At 55.0% G+C, this 19,210-nt stretch carries 15 protein-coding genes; 10 read left to right on the top strand and 5 right to left on the bottom strand.

Annotation, left to right across the window (positions count from 1 at the left end):
* The first annotated feature begins 205 nt into the window (after positions 1–205).
* The 3 genes from HDE75_RS25940 (at position 206) to HDE75_RS25930 (ending at position 3,168) form a co-directional block, all read left to right on the top strand.
* The gene (locus HDE75_RS25940; RefSeq protein ID WP_409254939.1) at positions 206–1,636 is read left to right on the top strand and encodes an aldehyde dehydrogenase family protein; all 1,431 of its coding nucleotides are present in this window, start codon (positions 206–208) and stop codon (positions 1,634–1,636) included.
* Positions 1,636–2,100: a nuclear transport factor 2 family protein gene (locus HDE75_RS25935; protein ID WP_183682808.1), complete on the top strand. Its 465-nt coding sequence runs from the start codon at positions 1,636–1,638 to the stop codon at positions 2,098–2,100. Before HDE75_RS25940 ends, HDE75_RS25935 begins: the two co-directional genes overlap by 1 nt.
* A 72-nt stretch (positions 2,101–2,172) precedes the next feature.
* On the top strand, positions 2,173–3,168 hold the full coding sequence (locus HDE75_RS25930) for an AraC family transcriptional regulator (protein WP_183682806.1): 996 nt from the start codon (positions 2,173–2,175) through the stop codon (positions 3,166–3,168).
* A gap of 7 nt (positions 3,169–3,175) precedes the next feature.
* Here the strand turns inward: HDE75_RS25930 and HDE75_RS25925 are convergent, their stop codons facing one another.
* Positions 3,176–3,820: an NADPH-dependent F420 reductase gene (locus tag HDE75_RS25925; RefSeq protein ID WP_183682803.1), complete on the bottom strand. Its 645-nt coding sequence runs from the start codon at positions 3,818–3,820 to the stop codon at positions 3,176–3,178.
* Between the two features lie 132 nt (positions 3,821–3,952).
* On the bottom strand, positions 3,953–4,399 hold the full coding sequence (locus tag HDE75_RS25920) for an Rrf2 family transcriptional regulator (RefSeq protein WP_183682800.1): 447 nt from the start codon (positions 4,397–4,399) through the stop codon (positions 3,953–3,955).
* Positions 4,400–4,613: 214 nt separating this feature from the next.
* On the opposite strand from HDE75_RS25920, the gene HDE75_RS25915 reads away from it, so the two are divergent.
* Entirely contained in the window at positions 4,614–4,862 is a 249-nt protein-coding gene (locus HDE75_RS25915) for an AraC family transcriptional regulator ligand-binding domain-containing protein (protein ID WP_183682797.1), read from the top strand.
* Positions 4,863–4,889: 27 nt separating this feature from the next.
* A complete protein-coding gene (locus tag HDE75_RS25910; protein WP_183682794.1) occupies positions 4,890–5,120 on the top strand; it encodes a hypothetical protein in 231 nt (76 codons plus the stop codon).
* A 198-nt stretch (positions 5,121–5,318) separates the two neighbouring features.
* On the opposite strand, the gene HDE75_RS25905 is transcribed toward HDE75_RS25910, so the two are convergent.
* Positions 5,319–6,950, bottom strand: a complete 1,632-nt coding sequence (locus HDE75_RS25905; protein ID WP_260178642.1) for a DNA cytosine methyltransferase — start codon at positions 6,948–6,950, stop codon at positions 5,319–5,321.
* A gap of 48 nt (positions 6,951–6,998) precedes the next feature.
* Between HDE75_RS25905 and HDE75_RS25900 the strand changes: the two genes are divergently transcribed.
* The 5 genes from HDE75_RS25900 (at position 6,999) to HDE75_RS25880 (ending at position 15,283) form a co-directional block, all read left to right on the top strand.
* Positions 6,999–7,406, top strand: a complete 408-nt coding sequence (locus HDE75_RS25900; protein ID WP_183682788.1) for a very short patch repair endonuclease — start codon at positions 6,999–7,001, stop codon at positions 7,404–7,406.
* 616 nt (positions 7,407–8,022) lie between these two features.
* Positions 8,023–9,471 carry an ATP-binding protein gene (locus HDE75_RS25895; RefSeq protein WP_260174441.1) on the top strand — a complete coding sequence of 483 codons (1,449 nt, stop codon included), beginning with the start codon at positions 8,023–8,025 and terminating at the stop codon, positions 9,469–9,471.
* Complete coding sequence (locus HDE75_RS25890) at positions 9,468–12,218, top strand: Z1 domain-containing protein (RefSeq protein ID WP_183682785.1); 2,751 nt, start codon at positions 9,468–9,470, stop codon at positions 12,216–12,218. Before HDE75_RS25895 ends, HDE75_RS25890 begins: the two co-directional genes overlap by 4 nt.
* Positions 12,202–13,182: a PD-(D/E)XK motif protein gene (locus HDE75_RS25885; protein WP_183682782.1), complete on the top strand. Its 981-nt coding sequence runs from the start codon at positions 12,202–12,204 to the stop codon at positions 13,180–13,182. Before HDE75_RS25890 ends, HDE75_RS25885 begins: the two co-directional genes overlap by 17 nt.
* Complete coding sequence (locus HDE75_RS25880) at positions 13,172–15,283, top strand: AIPR family protein (protein WP_183682779.1); 2,112 nt, start codon at positions 13,172–13,174, stop codon at positions 15,281–15,283. Before HDE75_RS25885 ends, HDE75_RS25880 begins: the two co-directional genes overlap by 11 nt.
* Before the next feature lie 224 nt (positions 15,284–15,507).
* Here HDE75_RS25880 and gyrB read toward each other — a convergent pair whose 3' ends face one another.
* Complete coding sequence (gyrB, locus tag HDE75_RS25875) at positions 15,508–18,006, bottom strand: DNA topoisomerase (ATP-hydrolyzing) subunit B (RefSeq protein ID WP_183682776.1); 2,499 nt, start codon at positions 18,004–18,006, stop codon at positions 15,508–15,510.
* Between the two features lie 93 nt (positions 18,007–18,099).
* The gene (dnaN, locus tag HDE75_RS25870; protein ID WP_092801273.1) at positions 18,100–19,206 is read right to left on the bottom strand and encodes a DNA polymerase III subunit beta; all 1,107 of its coding nucleotides are present in this window, start codon (positions 19,204–19,206) and stop codon (positions 18,100–18,102) included.
* Positions 19,207–19,210 lie beyond the last annotated feature (4 nt).

The following is a 19,210-nucleotide window of genomic DNA, read 5'->3' as shown; positions in this document are numbered from 1 at the left end:
AGGAGATAAAAAGCAGCGATACAGTTTGGCGTTATGTGATGTAACTTTGGCGCGATCTGATTGGCGCGTGGCGCGCAGTAGTTTTACTCTGGACTTGTGCACTGTCAGCGGGCCTCAAAGTGGCTTGCTTGACGGGGCTATCGTCCCTTTGCTGCCCATCATTCCATAAAGGTTAGCCATGAACACCTCTGTTGCAAAAGATACGATCCAGACCATCACCACCCATTACATCAATGGCGCTTTCGTCGAGTCGCACGGCCGTGAAGTCGTCGACATCATCCGCCCCACCGACCGCGCCGTCATCGGCCACGCCACCCTGGCCGACGAGGAAGATACACGGCTTGCCATCGCTGCCGCCAGACGCGCCTTCCCCAGCTACAGCCAGTCCAGCAAGGAAGAGCGGACGCAAATCCTGCGCCGCCTGCATGCCGCCACTTCGGCCCGCGTGGATGACCTGACCGCCGCCATGGTGGAAGAATATGGCGGCGTAGTGCAGTTTTCCCGCCTGATCGTGGAAGCCGCCATCAACGCCTTCCATGCGGCAGAAGTTGCACTGCAAGACATGCCGCTGGAAAGCAGTTGGGGCACTACCACCGTGACCCAGGAAGCGGTCGGTGTCGCCGGTTTGATTACCGCGTGGAACGCCAACGCCCTGTTCATTTGCCTGAAACTGGCCTCGGCCGTGGCCGCCGGTTGTACTGTTGTCGTCAAGCCCAGCGAACTATGCTCGCTGCAAACCCGCGTCTTGCTCGAAGCGCTGCATGCGGCCAACTTGCCCAAGGGCTTGCTCAACGTGGTCACGGGGCGCGGCGACGTGGTTGGCGCGGAATTGGTGCGCCACCCGGACGTGGACAAGATCTCGTTCACGGGTTCGGTTGGCGTTGGTCAACACATCATGCGCGAAGGCGCGGCGACCATGAAGCGCGTCACCCTGGAACTGGGCGGCAAGTCGCCCACCATCGTGCTGGACGACGCTGACCTGGGCCAAGCGATCCCATCGGCCTTGATCATGGCTTTCCTCAACAGCGGCCAGGCTTGCGCCGCCGGCACGCGTTTGCTGGTGCCAAAGAGCCGCCTGGAAGAAGTCAAGCAAGTCACGCAGGAAGTGATGCGCGTCTTTGCCGTCGGCGATCCGGCCGACCCGAAGACGGCGGTGGGGCCGATGGTGTCGCTCAACCAGTATGAGCGCGTGCAGTCGTATATCCGCAAGGGTATCGAGGAAGGAGCCGAAGTGCTGGTCGGAGGCCTTGGCCATCCAGAAGGTTTTGAAGCCGGTTATTTCGTAAAACCGACGGTCTTCGTCAACGTGAAAAACGATATGACGATTGCCCAGGAAGAAATTTTCGGCCCCGTGCTGGCCATCATTGCCTACGACACGGACGAAGACGCGATCCAGATCGCCAACGATTCCAACTACGGCTTGCACGCCGCCGTGATCGGCACCGACTTGCAGCGCGCACGCCGCGTTGCCGTCCAATTGCGCGCCGGCCGCGTTGTCATCAATAATATGGCGGACGATCCGCAAGCGCCCTGGGGCGGATTTAAACATTCCGGCGTCGGCCGCGAATATGGCCGCTACGGCATTGAGGCGTATCTGGAACCACGCGCCATCCTCGAATCCAAAGGAGCATTCTAATGAGCAAGCACATCACCATTTCCCCAGCAGAAGCTGCCGATCGTCTGGCCATCCGTGAACTCGTCGAGGCCTACGCCTATTGCGCCGACCGCCGCGATGCCGAAGGCCAGATGGCGCTGTTCACCGAAGACACGCATTTCGTGGTGTTCATGGACGCCAAGGACCCTACGCCATCGATGGACTTGCACACGCGCCAGGACCTCGCTCTCGTATTCGCGGCCCTGAATCAGTACGAAGCGACGACTCACTTTATCGGCCAGAGCACCATCTTGAGCTTGACGGGCGACACCGCCACCGGCGTGGCATATTGCCTGGCGCACCATGTAACGGTGGCTGACGGCAAGCGCCGCCTGATGATCGCTTCGATCCGTTATCACGATACCTTCGTGAAAGCGGATGGCGTCTGGCTGTTCTCGGAGCGCCAGTTGCTGGTCGATTGGGTAGACGAACGTCCATTAGCTTAATTGAGATGGCCAGGGACAACATGCTACTGTAGGCGTCCCTGGTCCTTTCTTCACTACTTTCTAATCCCTACGATGGCTGACCGTGTCCCCATACCCATGGTGCTGTTCGAGCATCTTGCGCAAACCGGCCTCGATGTCGATGCCGTCCTGCGCCTGGCAAAACTGCCGCGCTCGCGCTTCAACGTTGCCAGGCCGGAAGGCACGACGGCCGAGTTTTTCGCCTTGTGGCGCGCTGTCGAACAGACCGCCGCCGATCCGGGCCTGGGCTTGCAACTGGGGCATGCCGCGCTGACCGATGAAGAGAACGTGGCGTCGCTTGCCGCGCTGCATTCGAATACCCTGGGTGAAGGGCTGGAGCGCCTGGCCCGCTACAAGCGCCTGGTGTGTCCGGAAAAAGTCTGGCTTGATATTGCGCATGGCGAAGCGCGTTTGCGCTTTCAATGGCTGCTGGCCAATGAAGAACCGCCGGCGCTGCTGACCGACCTGATCTTTGCAGGCATCGTCAAAGTGGCCCAGCAAGGCACGAATACGCCCATCAAGCCGCGCCGCATCGAACTGACCCGTGCGCCCGCGGATGAAATCATGCTGCAACAGCATTTCGGCTGCGAAATCTGCTTCGACGCCCCGCACGACGTGATGGTCTTCGACGAAGCCGCGCTGGCCTTGCCCATGGTCAAGCGCAATGCCCAATTCCTGGCGATACTCTTGCCGGGACTGGATCTCGCCCTATCGAACAACGATGCCAGCCGCACCCTGGTCGACGACGTGCGCGACGCGCTGGTCGAGACCATGGCTGGTGAACGCCCCGCGATATCAAAGGTAGCCAAGTCGCTTGGCATGAGCGTGCGCACCTTGCAGCGCCGCCTGGGCGAACTGGGCACCACGCACCAGGACCTGCTCGACGAAGTGCGCCACCAATCCGCCCGCCGCCTGTTGAAAGCCACCAGCCTGGGCATAGGCGAAGTCGCTTTCCTGCTGGGCTACGAGGAAGTCAACTCCTTCACCCGTGCTTTCCATTTGTGGGAAGGCGTCACGCCGGCGGGGTGGCGGCTGAACGCCGCAGCGTGAGTTGCCCTTAGAGCCGGATGAAATTATGTGCTGACAGGGCGCCAAACGGCAGCGAGGCCAATCGGCCTCCCGCGTCCAAGGTGCCCAGGTCCACCGGGAAGAAACCCGTCCTTTCGATCAATTGCCGCACTGCCGACTTGGCCGCTGCGTCATCGCCGCAATAAAACAGCACGCGCTTGCCACCGTTCGCTTCCGCTTCCGCGTAGGCATTCGCGTCGAGGTGGTTGTATGCCTTGACCACGCGCGCGCCAGGCAGCAACTGGCTGATCAATTCACTGGAATGCTGTGCTCCAAGATCGATGGCCTTGATGCCATAAGCGGCCAGCGGATTGGCCGGATCCTTGGCATCTGGCGAATTGGGGTCCAGGAATTCGACCGGGTTGATGCCGTCGATCACGATACGTCCATGCCAGGCCGGCAAGTGAGCCAAAGCCTGCTTGGCATCGGCCCAGCGCAAGGCAAGAAAGACGATATCCGCGCTGGCCGCTTCTTCGACCGTCCCTGCCGTGATGGCCGGCCCCAGTTCCTGCACCAGCGCCGCGAGTGATTGCGGACCGCGGCGGTTGGCAATGGTGGCGGCAATGCCGTTCCTTGCCAGGAGGCGGGCAATGCTGGAACCGAGGGCGCCTGCGCCGATAATACCTATACTCATGATGTACTCCTGTGGATGTGAGGGGCTAATAAGAAGAGCCGTCAGCGCCCCTGCCGGCTGGCGGTCCTTTGCATGCGTCGCTCGCACGAAGAATGTGTGTTTATGACACATCGACATTTATAAATAAAAAAATCACCAAATCAATGGAATGGAAAATTTCCCCAGACGCGACACTTCCAGCGCAATATCCGCAACGGTGGTTTTTGCCAATTCATCCTCCAGCGCGCCACGCGCACGGGCCAGTGCAGGCTGCAGCGCATCGAGAATATTGCCGCCCACAGCGCAGCTTTCACAAGGCGGCGTCCGGTGCACGGAAAACAGTTCCGTATCCTCGACCGCCGCATACACGTCCAGCAGCCTGATCTCGGCCGCAGGCTTTGCCAGCATGGCGCCACCACCAGCCCCCAGTTGCGAGCGCGTCAACCCCGCATCGTTCAGGCGCGACAGCAAGCCACGGATAACGACAGCGCCCGTGTTCGCGGAATATCCCAGATCTTCGGAGCGCAATGGCTTGTCGCCACTGACGGCCAGCGCAGCGAGGACATGGACGGCAACGGCGAAGCGGGTACTGGTAGGCATGGTGAGATAATTGGTTTGTGTGTCGGTGACTTTATTACAGATTAATCGTCATGTCAATTCTTGTTTGGTCTGCGTGCTAGCTGCGCTACTGGTTTTCCTCTGATCCATCAATGGTCCTTGGGTATGCGCAAAGAACCTGTTTAGCATTTTGATGTCCAACGCTCCATGCGTCGAACCATGACTGGGTCATGCCGCACTGACCGATGAAGAGAACGTGGCTTCGCTCGCCGCGCTGCACTCGAATACCCTGGGCGAAGGGCTGGAACGCCTGGTTCGTTACAAGCGCCTGGTCTCCCCGGAAAAAGTCTGGCTCGACATTGCGCATGGCGAAGCGCGTTTGCGTTTTCAATGGCTGCTGGCTAATGAGGAACCACCGGCGCTGCTGACCGACCTGATCTTTGCAGGCATCGACAAAGTCGCCCAGCAAGGCACGAATACCCCCATCAAGCCGCGCCGCATCTAACTGACCCGTGAACCCGCGCACGAGTCCATGTTGCAACAGCACTTCGGCTGCGATATTTGTTTCGACGCTCCGCACGACGTGATGGTTTTCGACGAAGCTGCGCTGGCGCTGCCCATGGTTAAGCGCAATGTCCAGTTCCTGGCGATACTATTGCCGGGACTGGACCTCGGGCTATCGAACAATGATGCTAGCCGCACCCTGATCGCGACCATGGCGTGCCCGATGAAGTACACTACCAATCCGCCAGCCGCCTGCTGAAAGTCACCAGCCTAGGCATAGGCGAAGTGGCTTTTTTGCTGGACTTCGAAGAAGTCAACTCGTTTGCGCGGGCCTTTCACCTGTGGGAGGGCGTGACACCGGCTGCGGGGACGGGGGCCAAAAAATTGATTTAGTAGGTTTTCTCCACGCCAGGACGTCAATATTCATCAAGTTCAATGTTGATCAAGTTTCGGGTCTCTACCCCGTGACCTGTTCCCCTATATCCTGTTGCACAGAGCTTGAGACGCCGGCATCGGTGCCTCCCAATAGAGCATAGACAATATCTCCAATTTTTTTTGCGAGAAGAGGGGGAACAGCATTTCCTACCTGATGGAACTGTTCGGTCCTATTCCCTTGAAAAAAATAGTTGTCCGGGAAGGTTTGCAGCCTGGCTGCTTCGCGCACAGTCAGGCTTCGGCACTGCTTTGGATCATAATGGATGAAGTAGTGACCATCTTTGGAAATGTGACTAGTGACCGTCGTGGCTGGCCGTCCGCGCAACTGGACACGGAAGCGATCAGAGAACTTGCCCGTTTCCCAATTATCATGATTAGGCCTCAATCCCTGCAGTGAGAATTCGACGTGTCCCTTCGGCGACCTGCCAAACGCGTCGGCAAACGCCGCAGCGTAAGCATAGCGCCGCAGATCGGTGCGCATATGTCCTCTGGCGTCATGGTTCAGCCAGACCGCAAGCCGTGGATCGTGATACCAGCCATTGAGTAGTTCCGGACTCTCCATATCCTGTTTTAGGATACCAAGCTGCTTGTTACCCGTGCCGAGTCCTCGTTTGATTGAAACAGATGCTTCTTTGAGTACCTCCTGCAATCCAGCATGTCCGTGGTTTTCCTTGACCTCATGTGCCATTTCGCTAAAGTGATTTGCCACCACGTCCCCCCAACCTTCATCCGAATCAGGCTCCTTGCTGAGCCGGCTGCGTAGCTTGGGTAGAGAACCAATAACTTGCTCTACGGTGACCTCACGTGCTTTCGCGATCTGCCCAGGGGGGGGCAAGCCTATATCTTCACGAACGCCGATGAGAATCACACGGTGCCGTGCTTGTGGTATCCCATGCTGTTCTGCCTTGATGACGAAATCGTGCACATCGATATTGCGAGGAGCGTCCTTGGCGGAATAGCTGGTCGCACAGGTAAGCGAATGGATACGGTATCCGCTTCCGGAGGCTGGCATTTTCATTGCCTTATCAGGATCCGAAAGATCTTTGAGGATCGTTTCGAAAATTTTCTTTCCACTAACAGTTGCTGTGAGAATACCCTTTACGTTTTCCATTACGAATACTGCAGGACGGTATTTCTGAATGATCCGTAAATATTCCTTGTAGAGGAAATGACGATGATCGTCTTCAGCACGGTACTCGACCTTGCCGCGGTTTCGAGCTCGCCCCACGAGCGAATATGCCTGACATGGAGGTCCGCCAATTAGTACCCATGGAGTGTCTGGACCGAGCTCATGGGCGGAAATTCTTCGGTCAAGCTTATCGTTATCATGAGGCTTCCCCAACTCCAGTTGCAGCGCTTCTTCGCCTGCCTCTACCCATGCGTCATGGTTGGTGTTGTCGTATGGGCATTCCGACTCGCCATTGCAAAAAAGATAATAAGATTCAAGGGAATTTTCGCCTCGACGTTTGAGTAGACGATAGAAAGCTCTCAGATGAAGTGTACTGTGCGCAGAAGAACTCATTTCTGCCGATACAATTATTCTGAAAGGATCATTTTCTACTGACGAAAATCCTTCGCCAAGACCTCCTGGGCCAGCAAAGAGGTCAACGATAGGAATATTTCCCGTAAAACTGGATTTCTGTTTGATGAGCAACTTTGCCTTAGATAAAAACTCGTATAGACCCATAGGATACCAGGAAAAATGGACATAGTCGATTCGGAGACTCGGTCGAGAATGATGTCAGGGATTCAGTCGAAAAATACGAAACCCGAAATGGCTGTACGACGATACCTCCATGGGCAGGGCTTCCGCTACCGACTGCACGTGCGTAAACTACCCGGCTCGCCAGATCTTGTATTGCCAAAATACCGCGTAGTGATTTTCGTGCACGGATGTTTTTGGCATCAACACGCTGGCTGTCGCTTTGCGACGCAACCTGCATCGAATACCGAACGATGGAAAACGAAGTTCCAGAACAACTTGGAGCGCGATGCCAAGAATCTTGCTGCTTTGCAGACAACAGGATGGCGCGTTATCGTTGTGTGGGAGTGCGAACTCAAACGCGAACCGGATGACAGACTTCAGCGGCTCGCTCGAGAAATCACGTAGTAGGACGTTGATTAGCCGGCGTTTATCCGATTGCGTTGCGGCTAACTCTGTCGTTCGTGTCTTCAATCGTCCTCATCTAACACACTTAAATTCAGCGCTTGTTCCGTCAACAGATCGTGGCATCTGAAAGCTGTACTTTCTTGCCTAAGCTACGAAGAGCGACAGAAACGTCGGGCAGTCAAATCAGCAATCAGAAATGTTTAGGGAAGTGGTGTTATTCTAAAAATACTGCAATAAATTCACTAATACCCTCTTTTAATTGAAATCCCGTTGGAAATCAGGGAAAGTATGGTGAGAATTTTGTAGCTCCCCCAGTCGCAGCATACTCCAGAGTATGATTCTGGATGCCCTTGACGTACTCTTTTGTATAAACAATACCCGATGAAGACGCTTGTTGTGGCTTTAATAAAGATGTATTCTAGAAAAGAAATTGCGAATGGTTAATTATTTAATGGGCCGAGTTAAACCATCGCTTTTCTGTAGGTAAAGTTTGCGTGGGGCGTGCAAATGTATTTTGCAGCGCATCTCAGAAAGCCGTCCAGCCTGAATCTTTTAAATATCGTCGATGTCCTGCGAGCGAGGGCAGTAATTACAACTCTATCGAGGAAATAAATTTTTGGCCAAGACGCTTGAAGTGCTTCCAGATCCAGTAAGCCTTATTGAATCCATGCGCGCGATTGGATATACCCCTGAAACCGCTTTGGCAGATCTCATCGACAACAGCATTTCTGCAGGTGCAACTAGCGTTAATATTGAGTATGACGGCACCGGCGAACCGTTTGTCGCAGTCCTTGATGACGGGCATGGCATGAGCGCTGCAGGTCTCACTAAGGCGATGCGTCACGGCAGCAGCAACCCGGTTGATGCCCGCTCGGCACAGGATCTCGGCCGTTTTGGTCTCGGACTGAAAACGGCCTCCCTATCCCAGTGCCGCCGCCTTACTGTCGTCACCAAGCAGGAAAACAAAGTTCATGTCCGTTGCTGGGATCTGGACGTAGTACGTGCCGAAAAGCGCTGGGTTGTAGTGGTACCTGACTTACGTGAATGCAGGGAGCTGCCGCTGTACGAAGAACTGCGGGGACAGGAAAGAGGAACGCTGGTGGTTTGGCAGCAGCTGGACCGTCTTATGTCGGGCTCACTCGATCCTGCTACAGAGATGACGGCGCGAATGGCGAATCTACATCAACACCTTTCCTTTGTGTTTCACCGTTACACCCGACGAGAGGCTGGTAGCCCTCCTGTCGCCATTGCGATTAACGGATTGCCACTGAAATCTATCGATCCATTTCTGAAGGGCAATAGCTTCACCCAGCCGCTGGAAGGGCAGACTATCAGCGTGAACGGACAGTCCATTCAGGTGCAGCCTTACGTGCTACCGCACATGAACTATCTGACGCGAGATGAGGCAGAGTATGCAGGAGGTCGCGAGGGTCTACGCAGCAGTCAAGGATTCTATGTTTACCGTAACCGCCGGCTGGTCATTTCTGGTACTTGGTTTCGGTTAGTCCCAAAGGAAGAATTTTTTAAGCTGACGCGCGTGCAGGTCGATATCCCCAATACCCTTGACCACCTGTGGTCGCTGGACATCAAGAAATCGGCAGCCTACCCACCTGACATTATCAGAAACCGTCTGCGCGAACTGATTCCCCACTTCGCCGGTACCAGCAGGAAGACGGTTACCTTTCCTGGGCGCCGGCAGAAGCAACCTCCTGGCTTCGAGCCCCTTTGGGATCGAATCGAGCCTTCGCCTGGAGCCTTCCGCTATGAGCTTAATCCGGATCATTCGATCATCCGTAGTCTGACGGACACTCTTGATGGGTCAGCACAAAAAGCGCTGCAACATATCCTCGATCTGGTGGCGGCCGCGCTGCCGCTGGAATCAATCTACTCCGACATGTGTGGTGATCGGAGGACAAAACTAGAGGATAGATATGCGGAGACAGCCACCGTCGCAGCAAGAATTATGGAAATTACCGGATTCACGATCAAGACCGTGATCGCCCTCGATCCAGTTGCACGTTTTCCTCAATATCACGAACAGCTTCTGAAGGAATTTGAACAATGAGCAGTTTTTCAATGGATCACGTTGGAATGGCAATGATGTTAATCAATGGACGGACGCTTACTGACGAACTTCTTCAAGAAGTGCTTGGGAAGCTGGCTCTGCTCGATACAGGCTTGGGTCAAGAAGGCTTGGCGCACGTATGCAAGAAGCTGGAATCGACAATCGGCATCCGCATGACGGTCGGTGAGGTCGTACGTGAGAGCAGCTTTGCACCTTGGGTTTCCGATGTAAAGGGTAGTATCGAATGGAACTACTGGGATAGCTACAGGCGGTTGCTACAGAGCCAGGGCTGGAGTCCCAACGTTGTCCGCGTGCTCGACGAGGACACAGATGGCATTCTGACAGAATGCGGCAATCCCGTCAGAGAGGAGTCATGGGGAATCCGAGGTCTGGTGATGGGCGATGTGCAATCTGGCAAAACGGCAAGCTACAGCGGACTGATCGCCAAGGCCGCAGATGCCGGTTACCGTGTAATAGTACTGCTGACCGGTGTGATTGAGGATTTGCGCAAGCAGACCCAAGAGCGGCTCGATTTGGGATTCGTCGGGCGAGATAGCAGCAAGCTTCTTGCCCGCGATCGCGAGAGCAAAGCCATTGGAGCAGGAATCAATAGAAAGCGTTCCGCTAACGTGCTAACGTCAGTCGAGCGTGATTTTCTTACCAGTAATGCCCAAGTACTCAACGGCATTCCCTTGGCAAACATCAGCGAGCCAATCTTGTTTGTCATGAAAAAAAATAAAGCGCCGTTGGAGAATCTCGTCGCCTGGCTTGAGGCACAACTTAAACTGACGGGCCACGCCGTCCACGACATGCCGCTGCTTGTTATAGACGACGAGGCAGACAACGCCTCGGTTAACGTTCGAAAGGAAGGTCAAGAACCAGCGACGATCAACCGCCTCATCCGCCAAGCCATCGGGAAGTTTTCCCGTTCATCTTACGTGGCCTACACCGCGACGCCATTTGCCAATGTTTTCATCAATCCGGACAATGAAACGGATCTCTTCCCGTCAAATTTCATTTATAGCCTTAACACGCCATCACATTACATCGGCGCCTCGAGCATCTTTCTCGAAGATGGCAGGTATTATCACCAGCTTCGTGACATCACCGACGTGGAAGAGAGCTTTCCGTATGTCCACAAGAAAGACCATATTGTAGACGCATTGCCTGAGAGCCTGCACGACGCTGTCCGTGTGTTTTTGCTCACCTGTGCCATACGCGATATTCGCGGTGAAGAGCTGAAGCATCGCTCGATGCTCGTTAACGTGAGTCGCTTTACCGATGTGCAGGGACGCGTATCAGAGAAGATCAATAGTTTTCTCTACACTCTGAAACAGGAAATTCATCAGTATCTCGCCGGGAGATCGTGGCGCACTCACCCAGAACTCGTTAGTCTGAAGACCGCTTGGGACGAGGAGTTCAAAAATGTGGAAGTCACTTGGGACCAGATCCGCAAGACTCTTAATGACTCTGTTGCTTCTATCAAAGTCGTAACGATCAATCAGAAATCACCGCCGGAGGAAAAGCTCGATTACTCGACCTATCGCGATACCGAAAAAGGTCGCCGTGTCATTGCGGTAGGGGGACTCACGTTATCCCGGGGAATCACTTTGGAGGGCCTGAGCGTTAGCTATTTCTATCGCAACTCCAAAGCATATGACACCCTTCTGCAGATGGGGCGCTGGTTTGGTTACCGTGCTGGATATGACGATTTGTTCCGTATCTGGATGGATGCCGATACCCAAGAGTGGTATGAACATATCGCCCAAGCGGTCGCAGAACTGCGTACCGACTTCCGACGCATGAGTGCCAATCGCTTACCTCCATCGAAATTTGGCATTCGGGTTAAGTCACATCCGGATACGTTAATCGTCACCGCCCAGAACAAGATGCGAAGCGGCCAGGACGTGGAGCATTCCGTATCATTCAGTGCATCTGGCATTGAGACTGCAAGCGTTCCGCGGGTTCCTGCCCTAAACGCAGAGAATGTCCGATTGGTTGAGAAATTTGTGCTTGAACAAGGGGGGGCCGAAATGGTTGGTAACCGTTTTGTCTGGTCTGGAATTGACAAGAGTCGGATCGCCACCATCCTTTCAGCGCTCAATATCAGCAACATGAATACGGAGTTTATTCCGGACTCAGAGGATGGTGTCCGCCCCTTGGTGCGTTTCATACAAGGTAACGGATACGCCGCGCTTGAAAAATGGGACTTGTCCATTCCGCAAGGCTTGGGCGAGATCGTAGCAGGCATAACGGTACCACTCGTCAACGGAAGTTTCGGGACAGTGCGCTGTCGGAAACGGCAATTCGAGAAAGTACCAAAAGGAGTTTCATATCTCAGGCTGAACAAGCAGAGGGTCGGTGATACAAGCGATGAGCTTGTAAAGATGGAGGCCAAGGAGATTCAAGCTGCCGAACTTGATTGGGAGCAGCAGAATAAGAAGGATCAGAAAACGCGCTCGGTGCCGGGACACCAATACCGGAGGTTCCGCTTGCGTCCTTTGCTGACGATTCACTTCATCCAGGCTAAAGAGCGGATTGAAAAGAACCTTAGTAAGAAGAGCCAAGGTAAGGGCATGATGGATGTCTCGGAAATCGGTACGGAACCGATGGTTGCAATCAGCCTCAGTTTCCCGGATTTCGATCCACTATCGGAAGGAGAGACAGTCGTATACCGACTAAACCAGGTCGCGCTGCGGGATCTGTTCGGCGATGATGCAGGAGAAGATGATGATGACGAAGATTGAGGATATATGGAGAGCCATCCGGGACGAGGCTATCACTAGTCCTTCCAATGACAACGGGTGGAAACTGGTCAGGCTCGATCCGGATCACCCCTTCGATATCTATGCCGCTATCGATGGGAGCGGGCTTGCGATGCTCGCCTTCGGCTTGAGCGCACTTCCTCCATCGATTGATGGTGATACTGATGCGCTTGACTATGTACGTTTTCAGCGTTCTGCAGGTCGATGGCTGATGGGGTTGCGGCTGGCAGGCCAAGGACTCGAAAGCGTGTTCGGCCGATTGTGCCAAGACTTGGTTGACGCGGCTGCGGAGATTCCCAGTGAAACGGCCCTTGTTGCTCTGTTTCGGGAGCGCCTGATGCTTTGGAAGCGGCTTTTCCGGGACGGTGGAAATGGGCTGCTGCAAAAATTCCAGATTAAGGGTTTGATAGGAGAGTTAATTGCGCTGGAAGAGTTTATCCGACTCCATCCTGACAAGCCATTGCTATCAGTATTAGCTTGGACAGGTCCTGGAGGTACAAGTCAGGATTTTATGTTTTCCAATTATGCGGTCGAGGTAAAAGCAGTATCTGCCAACGCATTGACAGTCAGTATTTCTTCCGCCGAACAGCTGGACTGTCTATTGCCGCTGGTACTTCGCACGTACGTACTGCGGGAGGCACCGACGGAGGAAGCCGGTGCTCTCACACTGCCCCTGCTTGCGGCGCGTATTGAACAGCTCTTGGCGGTTGTTCCGGGTGGCGCTGCTATGTTCCGGGAAAAGCTCCTCGAGTCAGGCTATGTGGAACACGAATATTACCGAAGCGTAGCGTACTCCACACTCGAGATGCGGCTCTATACTGTGGGTCCAGCCTTTCCCCGAATTACTCCGGTCAGCCTGCCGGTCGGGATTCCTGACGTTAGTTATTCCATCCTGTTCTCCTCGCTCGAGCAATTCAGGATACTGGAGACCCAAGATGCAGCCTGAAGACTTTCTTGGCGAACTGAGGCAGATGGTGGCACGACGAAGCTCTGCTAGGCATCTCGTCGATACCTTGGCCTTCGTACATGAAGTAGCCGACAGACTCGCAGAAGACCCCGTGTTCGGTGAATTCCGGTCTGCGGAATACCAGTCGTCTGGGACGAAAAACAGGACACTGAAACTGCACGGCTTTACACCGGTCGACGAATCCGACGGCACCGTCGGTATTGTCATCGGAAAGTGGGAGGACATCACGGTGCCGCAGACGCTTGGAAGCGCCGTGGTCGATCAGCTTTCCGCGTGGGTGGAAAATTTTGTTCGTGAGGCAGTCGAGAACAGCTTGCACGAGAGCATTGCTCACGCAAATGATGCCTATGATCTAGCGCTCCAGCTTAATAGCGAAGTACACCGGATCAACCGCATTCGTATCCATATCTTCAGCAACCTCTCCCTGAGTAGTCGCTTCAAGGAAGACGCTAGAGACGATATTGCAGGAATCCCCGTAGAACGACACATCTGGGATTTAAACCGCTTGACCGCGTTGTATGACTCCGGGCGCGAACGCGAAGCAGTAAGGATCGATCTTGAAGAGGCTGGAGGCACAGCAATTCCGTGCCTTGAGGCAGCCCAGAGCGGTGATATTTGCTCCTATCTATGTGTCGTAAAAGGAGATCAACTGGCCGACATGTTTGAACGTTACGGAAGCCGTCTTCTCGAAGGCAATGTGCGCGCTTTTCTTGGAATGAAAGGTGGAGTCAACAAGGGCATTCGCACCACGATACAAGATGAACCGGGGCTATTTTTTGCTTATAACAACGGTATAGCTGCAACTGCCTCGGATGTAAAGGTTGAGTCACGCGATGGCCAGCTAATGATCACGGGGTTGACGGACCTGCAAATCGTAAATGGAGGCCAGACCACGGCCAGCATACTTAGTGCCCGCAAGAAGGACCATCTTAGTCTGACAGGCGTGTCGGTGCCGATGAAACTCACAAGAGTCCTACCGGACAGGGCGCAGGAGCTGATCCCTAGCATTGCCGAGTTCGCCAACACTCAGAACAAGGTGGCGGCAGCGGACTTCTTCTCAAATCATCCGTTCCACAGGAAGATGGAAGAAATTTCGCGCAGGCTGCTTACGCCCGCACGTGCCGGTCATCGTATTCAGAGCAAATGGTTCTACGAGCGGGCCCGTGGTCAGTACCAGAATGGTAAGCTTTATCTCGACAAATCCAAGAAAGCGGTGTTCGAGCGGGAGTATCCTGCAGAACAGCTTATAAGCAAAACAGATCTGGCTAAGTACGCCCATACGTGGGATACAAAGCCACACTGGGTAAGTCTTGGTGCGCAGAAGAATTTTACGAAGTTCGCGGGCGCATTCTCCAGCGGGAATGCGGAGATATCCGAGTTCGAGCATTGGGAACGTATTAGTCCCAACTACGGCGAATCTTTTTTTCGCAGCATGGCAGCGGTGTGTCTCGTCTGGAAGAAAATGGAAGAAACGGTTGATGCCGGCCGCGGCTCATGGTATGAGGGCGGATATCGAATCAATATTGTTACCTACACAATTGCAAAACTTTTCCATGACATCAGGAATATGCGTGAGGAACTCGATCTTGAGCGTATATGGAATAGCCAAGATGCTGGTTCGGAAGTTGCGGCAAGGCTTGAAGAAATTGTCCCGCTAGTGCAGAACACCTTACTTTCACCACCAAATGGGGTCAGGAACATCGGTGAATGGTGCAAGCGCCCAGAGTGCTGGGATGCCATCGCTGCGATCGAAATCCCTTACGCTAGCACCGTTCACGGCATCGCAATCTCCAAAGACTCTCATGAGGAAAAAAAAGTAGATGGCAGAAAGCAGGGCCAAGTCGACGACGCTATCGACCTGCAGAGCAAGCTGCTGCACTTGACTGAATCAGGCTACTGGACGTCGCTTTATTCTTGGTCAAAGAGTAGCGCATACTTGTCACCGACGGATCGTGCACTCGTCCTAAAGGCAAGCACTCTTCAGGGGTTCATGAAAATCGCATTGCAGAAAGATTGGAAACGGCTGGCTGCGATCAGGAAAACCGCCGAGGACGAAGGCTTTCGTCAAGCAGCGGGTTAACTCGGGGTGCAGATTTTCCTCGGGTAAGCATGCTGCCGGAATATAGCTTGCCCAGCTCTTCTTTGCGGAGCTCGGGTTGCTATGTAGACGACTCAACGAGCAGACAAGACATTTCCATCAGAGCTGTCGCGTTTTGATTGTATCGGTTAGGGGGATGTCATCGTGCCATTCAATTGGATAAAAAAAGGCGACACATCGTGTCGCCCCTCTATCAATAATATCGCTTAAACGTCAATATTTCCCGCCCGCAGCGCATTGGTCTCAATAAAGTTACGCCGTGGCTCAACATCATCGCCCATCAGCGTAGTGAAGATCTGATCCGCAGCAATTGCGTCCTCGATCTGCACTTTCAGCAAGCGGCGCACGGTTGGGTCCATGGTGGTTTCCCACAGTTGTTCCGGGTTCATTTCGCCCAGTCCTTTGTAGCGCTGTTTGGAGACGGTGCGTTCGGCTTCGTCGCGCAGCCATTGGATGGCTTGGTGGAAGTCGACTACGGCGGTTTCTTTCATACGGTCGCCTTCGCCACGGCGCACGAATGCGCCTGGGCCCATCAGGCCCTGGAAGGTGGCAGCGCCGCTGGACAGCACGGCGTAGTCGGGGCCTTGCACGAAGTCGGCGTCAATGGCGCTGACTTTGATGTTGCCGTGATGCATGCGCTCGACGCGCAGCAGGTGTTTTTCCGACAGTTCGTCGGAGCGCACGTGCACTTTGACGGCGTTGTCATTGATGGCGGCTTGCAGGGCCTGAGCCGAGGTTTCCGCCAGTTCCAGGGTGCTCAAATCCAGTTGCACGCCGGTCATGATGGCGGTCAGGGCGGCGCGGTCGATCACGCGGGTCAAGCGCGTCATGATGCTGTTCGACAGGTTGAACTTGCGTACCAGTTCGGCCAGGGTGTCGCCGGCAATGCCTTCTGCGCCTTCGCGCGGCACCAGTACGGCCGAGTTCAGGGCCACCGTCATCATGTAGGTGGCTTCTTCGGCGTCATCTTTCAGATAGCGCTCGTCGCGGCCGGCCTTGACCTTGTACAGCGGCGGTTGCGCGATGTAGATGTGGCCGCGCTCGACCAGTTGCGGCATCTGGCGGTAGAACAGGGTCAGCAGCAGGGTGCGGATGTGGGCGCCGTCGACGTCCGCATCGGTCATGATGATGATACGGTGGTAGCGCAGTTTTTCAACGTTGAATTCGTCCGGTCCGATCGAGGTGCCCAGGGTGGCGATCAGGGTGGTGATCTGCTCCGAGGACAGCATCTTTTCGAAACGGGCTTTTTCCACGTTCAGCACTTTACCGCGCAGTGGCAGAATTGCCTGGAACTTGCGGTCGCGTCCTTGTTTTGCCGAGCCACCTGCCGAGTCACCCTCGACGATGTACAGTTCGCACAGGGCGGGGTCTTTTTCCTGGCAATCTGCCAGCTTGGCCGACAGGCCCAGGCCGTCCATGATGCCTTTGCGGCGGGTCAGGTCGCGCGCCTTGCGGGCCGCTTCGCGTGCGCGCGCCGCTTCGACGATCTTGCCGCAAATGATTTTGGCGTCGTTCGGTTTTTCTTGCAGGTAATCAGCCAGGGTCTTGGCGACGATCTCTTCGACCGGGCCGCGCACTTCGGACGACACCAGCTTGTCTTTCGTCTGTGACGAGAATTTCGGTTCCGGCACTTTCACCGACAAGACGCAGGTCAGGCCTTCGCGCATGTCGTCGCCGTTGATTTCCACTTTCGCCTTCTTGGCGAATTCGTGTTCATCGATGTATTTGTTGATCACGCGCGTCATCGCAGCACGCAGGCCGGTCAAGTGGGTGCCGCCGTCGCGTTGCGGGATGTTATTCGTGAAGCACAGTACTTGTTCGTTGTAGGCATCGTTCCACTGCATAGACACGTCGACCGTGATATTGGTGCCCTGGTCCGACTGGCGCTCGCCGGTGGCCTGGAAAATGGTCGGGTGCAAGACCGACTTGGCCTTGTTGATGTATTCCACGAAACCGCGGGTGCCGCCTTCAAAAGCGAACACTTCTTCCTTGCCCGTACGCTGGTCGGACAACTTGATGTTGACGCCATTGTTCAGGAAGGACAGTTCGCGGATGCGCTTGGCCAGGATTTCGTAGTGGAATTCCACGTGCGTGAAGATTTCTTCGTCGGCCCAGAAGTGCACGTCGGTGCCGCGCTTGTCGGTGTCGCCGATGACCTGGATAGGCGAGACGGCCACGCCATCGCGCATTTCGACGATGCGGTTTTGCGGCACGCCACGCACAAACTCCATGTAATGGACTTTGCCGTCGCGGCGGATGGTCAGTTTCAGCAGTTTCGACAAGCCGTTGACGCACGATACGCCCACGCCATGCAAGCCGCCCGACACTTTATACGAGTTCTGGTCGAACTTGCCGCCGGCGTGCAGCTCGGTCATGACGATTTCAGCAGCGCTGCGTTTCGGCTCGTGTTTGTCGTCCATTTTCAGGCCGGTCGGCACGCCGCGGCCATTGTCGGTAATCGAGATCGAATTATCCGCGTGGATGGTGACGTGGATTTCCGTGCAGTGGCCGGCCAGCGATTCATCGATCGAGTTGTCCAGCACCTCGAACACCAGATGGTGCAAGCCGGTGCCGTCCGAGGTGTCGCCAATATACATGCCGGGGCGTTTGCGTACGGCTTCCAGGCCTTCCAGGATCTGGATGGAGGAGGCGCCGTATTCTTCCGTTTTGGCCTGGATCGGGGTGTCTTGTGGATTCTCGGACATGGACTGCTTTCTCAAATAACGATTACTGATTGATTCGGGAATTGCTGACGCGGCGCCGCCCTGTCACAGGGTGGGCGCCGCGTTGATGCTCATCTAGATCCGCATTGGCATGACGACATATTTAAAGTCGGCATTGTCTGGAATCGAAATGAGCGCGGACGAATTCGAGTCGCCCAGCGCGATGTTGACATACTCGCACTTCAGGTTGTTCAACACGTCCAGCAAGTACGTCACGTTGAAGCCGATATCGACGGAATCGCCGCCGTAGTCGATTTCCAGTTCCTCGACCGCTTCTTCCTGGTCGGCATTGGTCGAGCTGATCTTCATGCTGCCCGGGGTGATGATGCAGCGCACGCCCTTGAACTTGTCGCTGGTCATGATGGCGGCGCGTTGCAGCGAGCGCAGCAGTTCATCGCGGCCGATGGTGAAGTCGTTTTTGTAGCCCTTTGGAATCACGCGCGTGTAGTCAGGGAACTTGCCTTCCACCAGTTTCGAGATCAGCTCGATGTCGGCAAAAGTCAGTTTCACCTGGTTGGCGGCGATGTCCAGTTGTACCGGTTCATCGTTTTCTTCCAGCAGGCGCTGCAGTTCGATGATGGTCTTGCGCGGAATAATGACTTCCTGGCGCGCAAAAGTTTGCTCGGTCGCCACCTGGCAGAAAGCCAGGCGATGGCCATCGGTGGCCACGGCGATCACGTTATTGCCATCGAGAACCAGCAGCAAGCCGTTCAGATAGTAGCGGATGTCTTGCTGCGCCATCGAGAAATGCACCATGTTGAACAGGTGTTTCAGGGTTTTTTGGGGCAGGGTGACGGTGGCGTTATAGCTTTCCGCTTGTTGCACGGTTGGAAACTCTTCCGCTGCCAGGGTTTGCAGCGCGAAACGCGACTTGCCCGTTTGCACGGTCAGGCGCTTGTTCAGCAGGGTCATCGTGACGTCGCCCGACTCCGGCAGCGCGCGCAGAATGTCCAGCAGCTTGCGTGCGGCCACGGTAGTGCCCGTCACATCGGCGCCCGAACCGATTTCCGCGTGCGTGGTGATCTGCACTTCGGTGTCGGTGGACAGGAAGGAGACATTTTCACCGTCTTTGCGGATGAGGATATTGGCCAGAATCGGCATAGTGTGCCGACGCTCGACAATACCGCTCACGATCTGCAGTGGCCGGAGAAGGGTATCTCGGGTGGTTTTGACCAATTGCATATTT

The organism is Janthinobacterium silvisoli (assembly GCF_014200725.1).
GTDB lineage: Bacteria > Pseudomonadota > Gammaproteobacteria > Burkholderiales > Burkholderiaceae_D > Janthinobacterium.
Note: the sequence above shows the minus strand (reverse complement) of the source record. Positions and strands in the feature narration are given on the sequence as shown.

What these genes read in the sequence shown, in the direction of transcription:
- HDE75_RS25920 (WP_183682800.1), bottom strand. Translation starts at nt 4,399, where the DNA reads ATGCCTACCAGTACCCGCTTCGCCGTTGCCGTCCATGTCCTCGCTGCG.
- HDE75_RS25930 (WP_183682806.1), top strand. Translation starts at nt 2,173, where the DNA reads ATGGCTGACCGTGTCCCCATACCCATGGTGCTGTTCGAGCATCTTGCG.
- HDE75_RS25925 (WP_183682803.1), bottom strand. Translation starts at nt 3,820, where the DNA reads ATGAGTATAGGTATTATCGGCGCAGGCGCCCTCGGTTCCAGCATTGCC.
- HDE75_RS25890 (WP_183682785.1), top strand. Translation starts at nt 9,468, where the DNA reads ATGAGCAGTTTTTCAATGGATCACGTTGGAATGGCAATGATGTTAATC.
- HDE75_RS25935 (WP_183682808.1), top strand. Translation starts at nt 1,636, where the DNA reads ATGAGCAAGCACATCACCATTTCCCCAGCAGAAGCTGCCGATCGTCTG.
- HDE75_RS25880 (WP_183682779.1), top strand. Translation starts at nt 13,172, where the DNA reads ATGCAGCCTGAAGACTTTCTTGGCGAACTGAGGCAGATGGTGGCACGA.
- HDE75_RS25900 (WP_183682788.1), top strand. Translation starts at nt 6,999, where the DNA reads ATGGACATAGTCGATTCGGAGACTCGGTCGAGAATGATGTCAGGGATT.
- HDE75_RS25910 (WP_183682794.1), top strand. Translation starts at nt 4,890, where the DNA reads ATGTTGCAACAGCACTTCGGCTGCGATATTTGTTTCGACGCTCCGCAC.
- dnaN (WP_092801273.1), bottom strand. Translation starts at nt 19,206, where the DNA reads ATGCAATTGGTCAAAACCACCCGAGATACCCTTCTCCGGCCACTGCAG.
- gyrB (WP_183682776.1), bottom strand. Translation starts at nt 18,006, where the DNA reads ATGTCCGAGAATCCACAAGACACCCCGATCCAGGCCAAAACGGAAGAA.
- HDE75_RS25885 (WP_183682782.1), top strand. Translation starts at nt 12,202, where the DNA reads ATGATGACGAAGATTGAGGATATATGGAGAGCCATCCGGGACGAGGCT.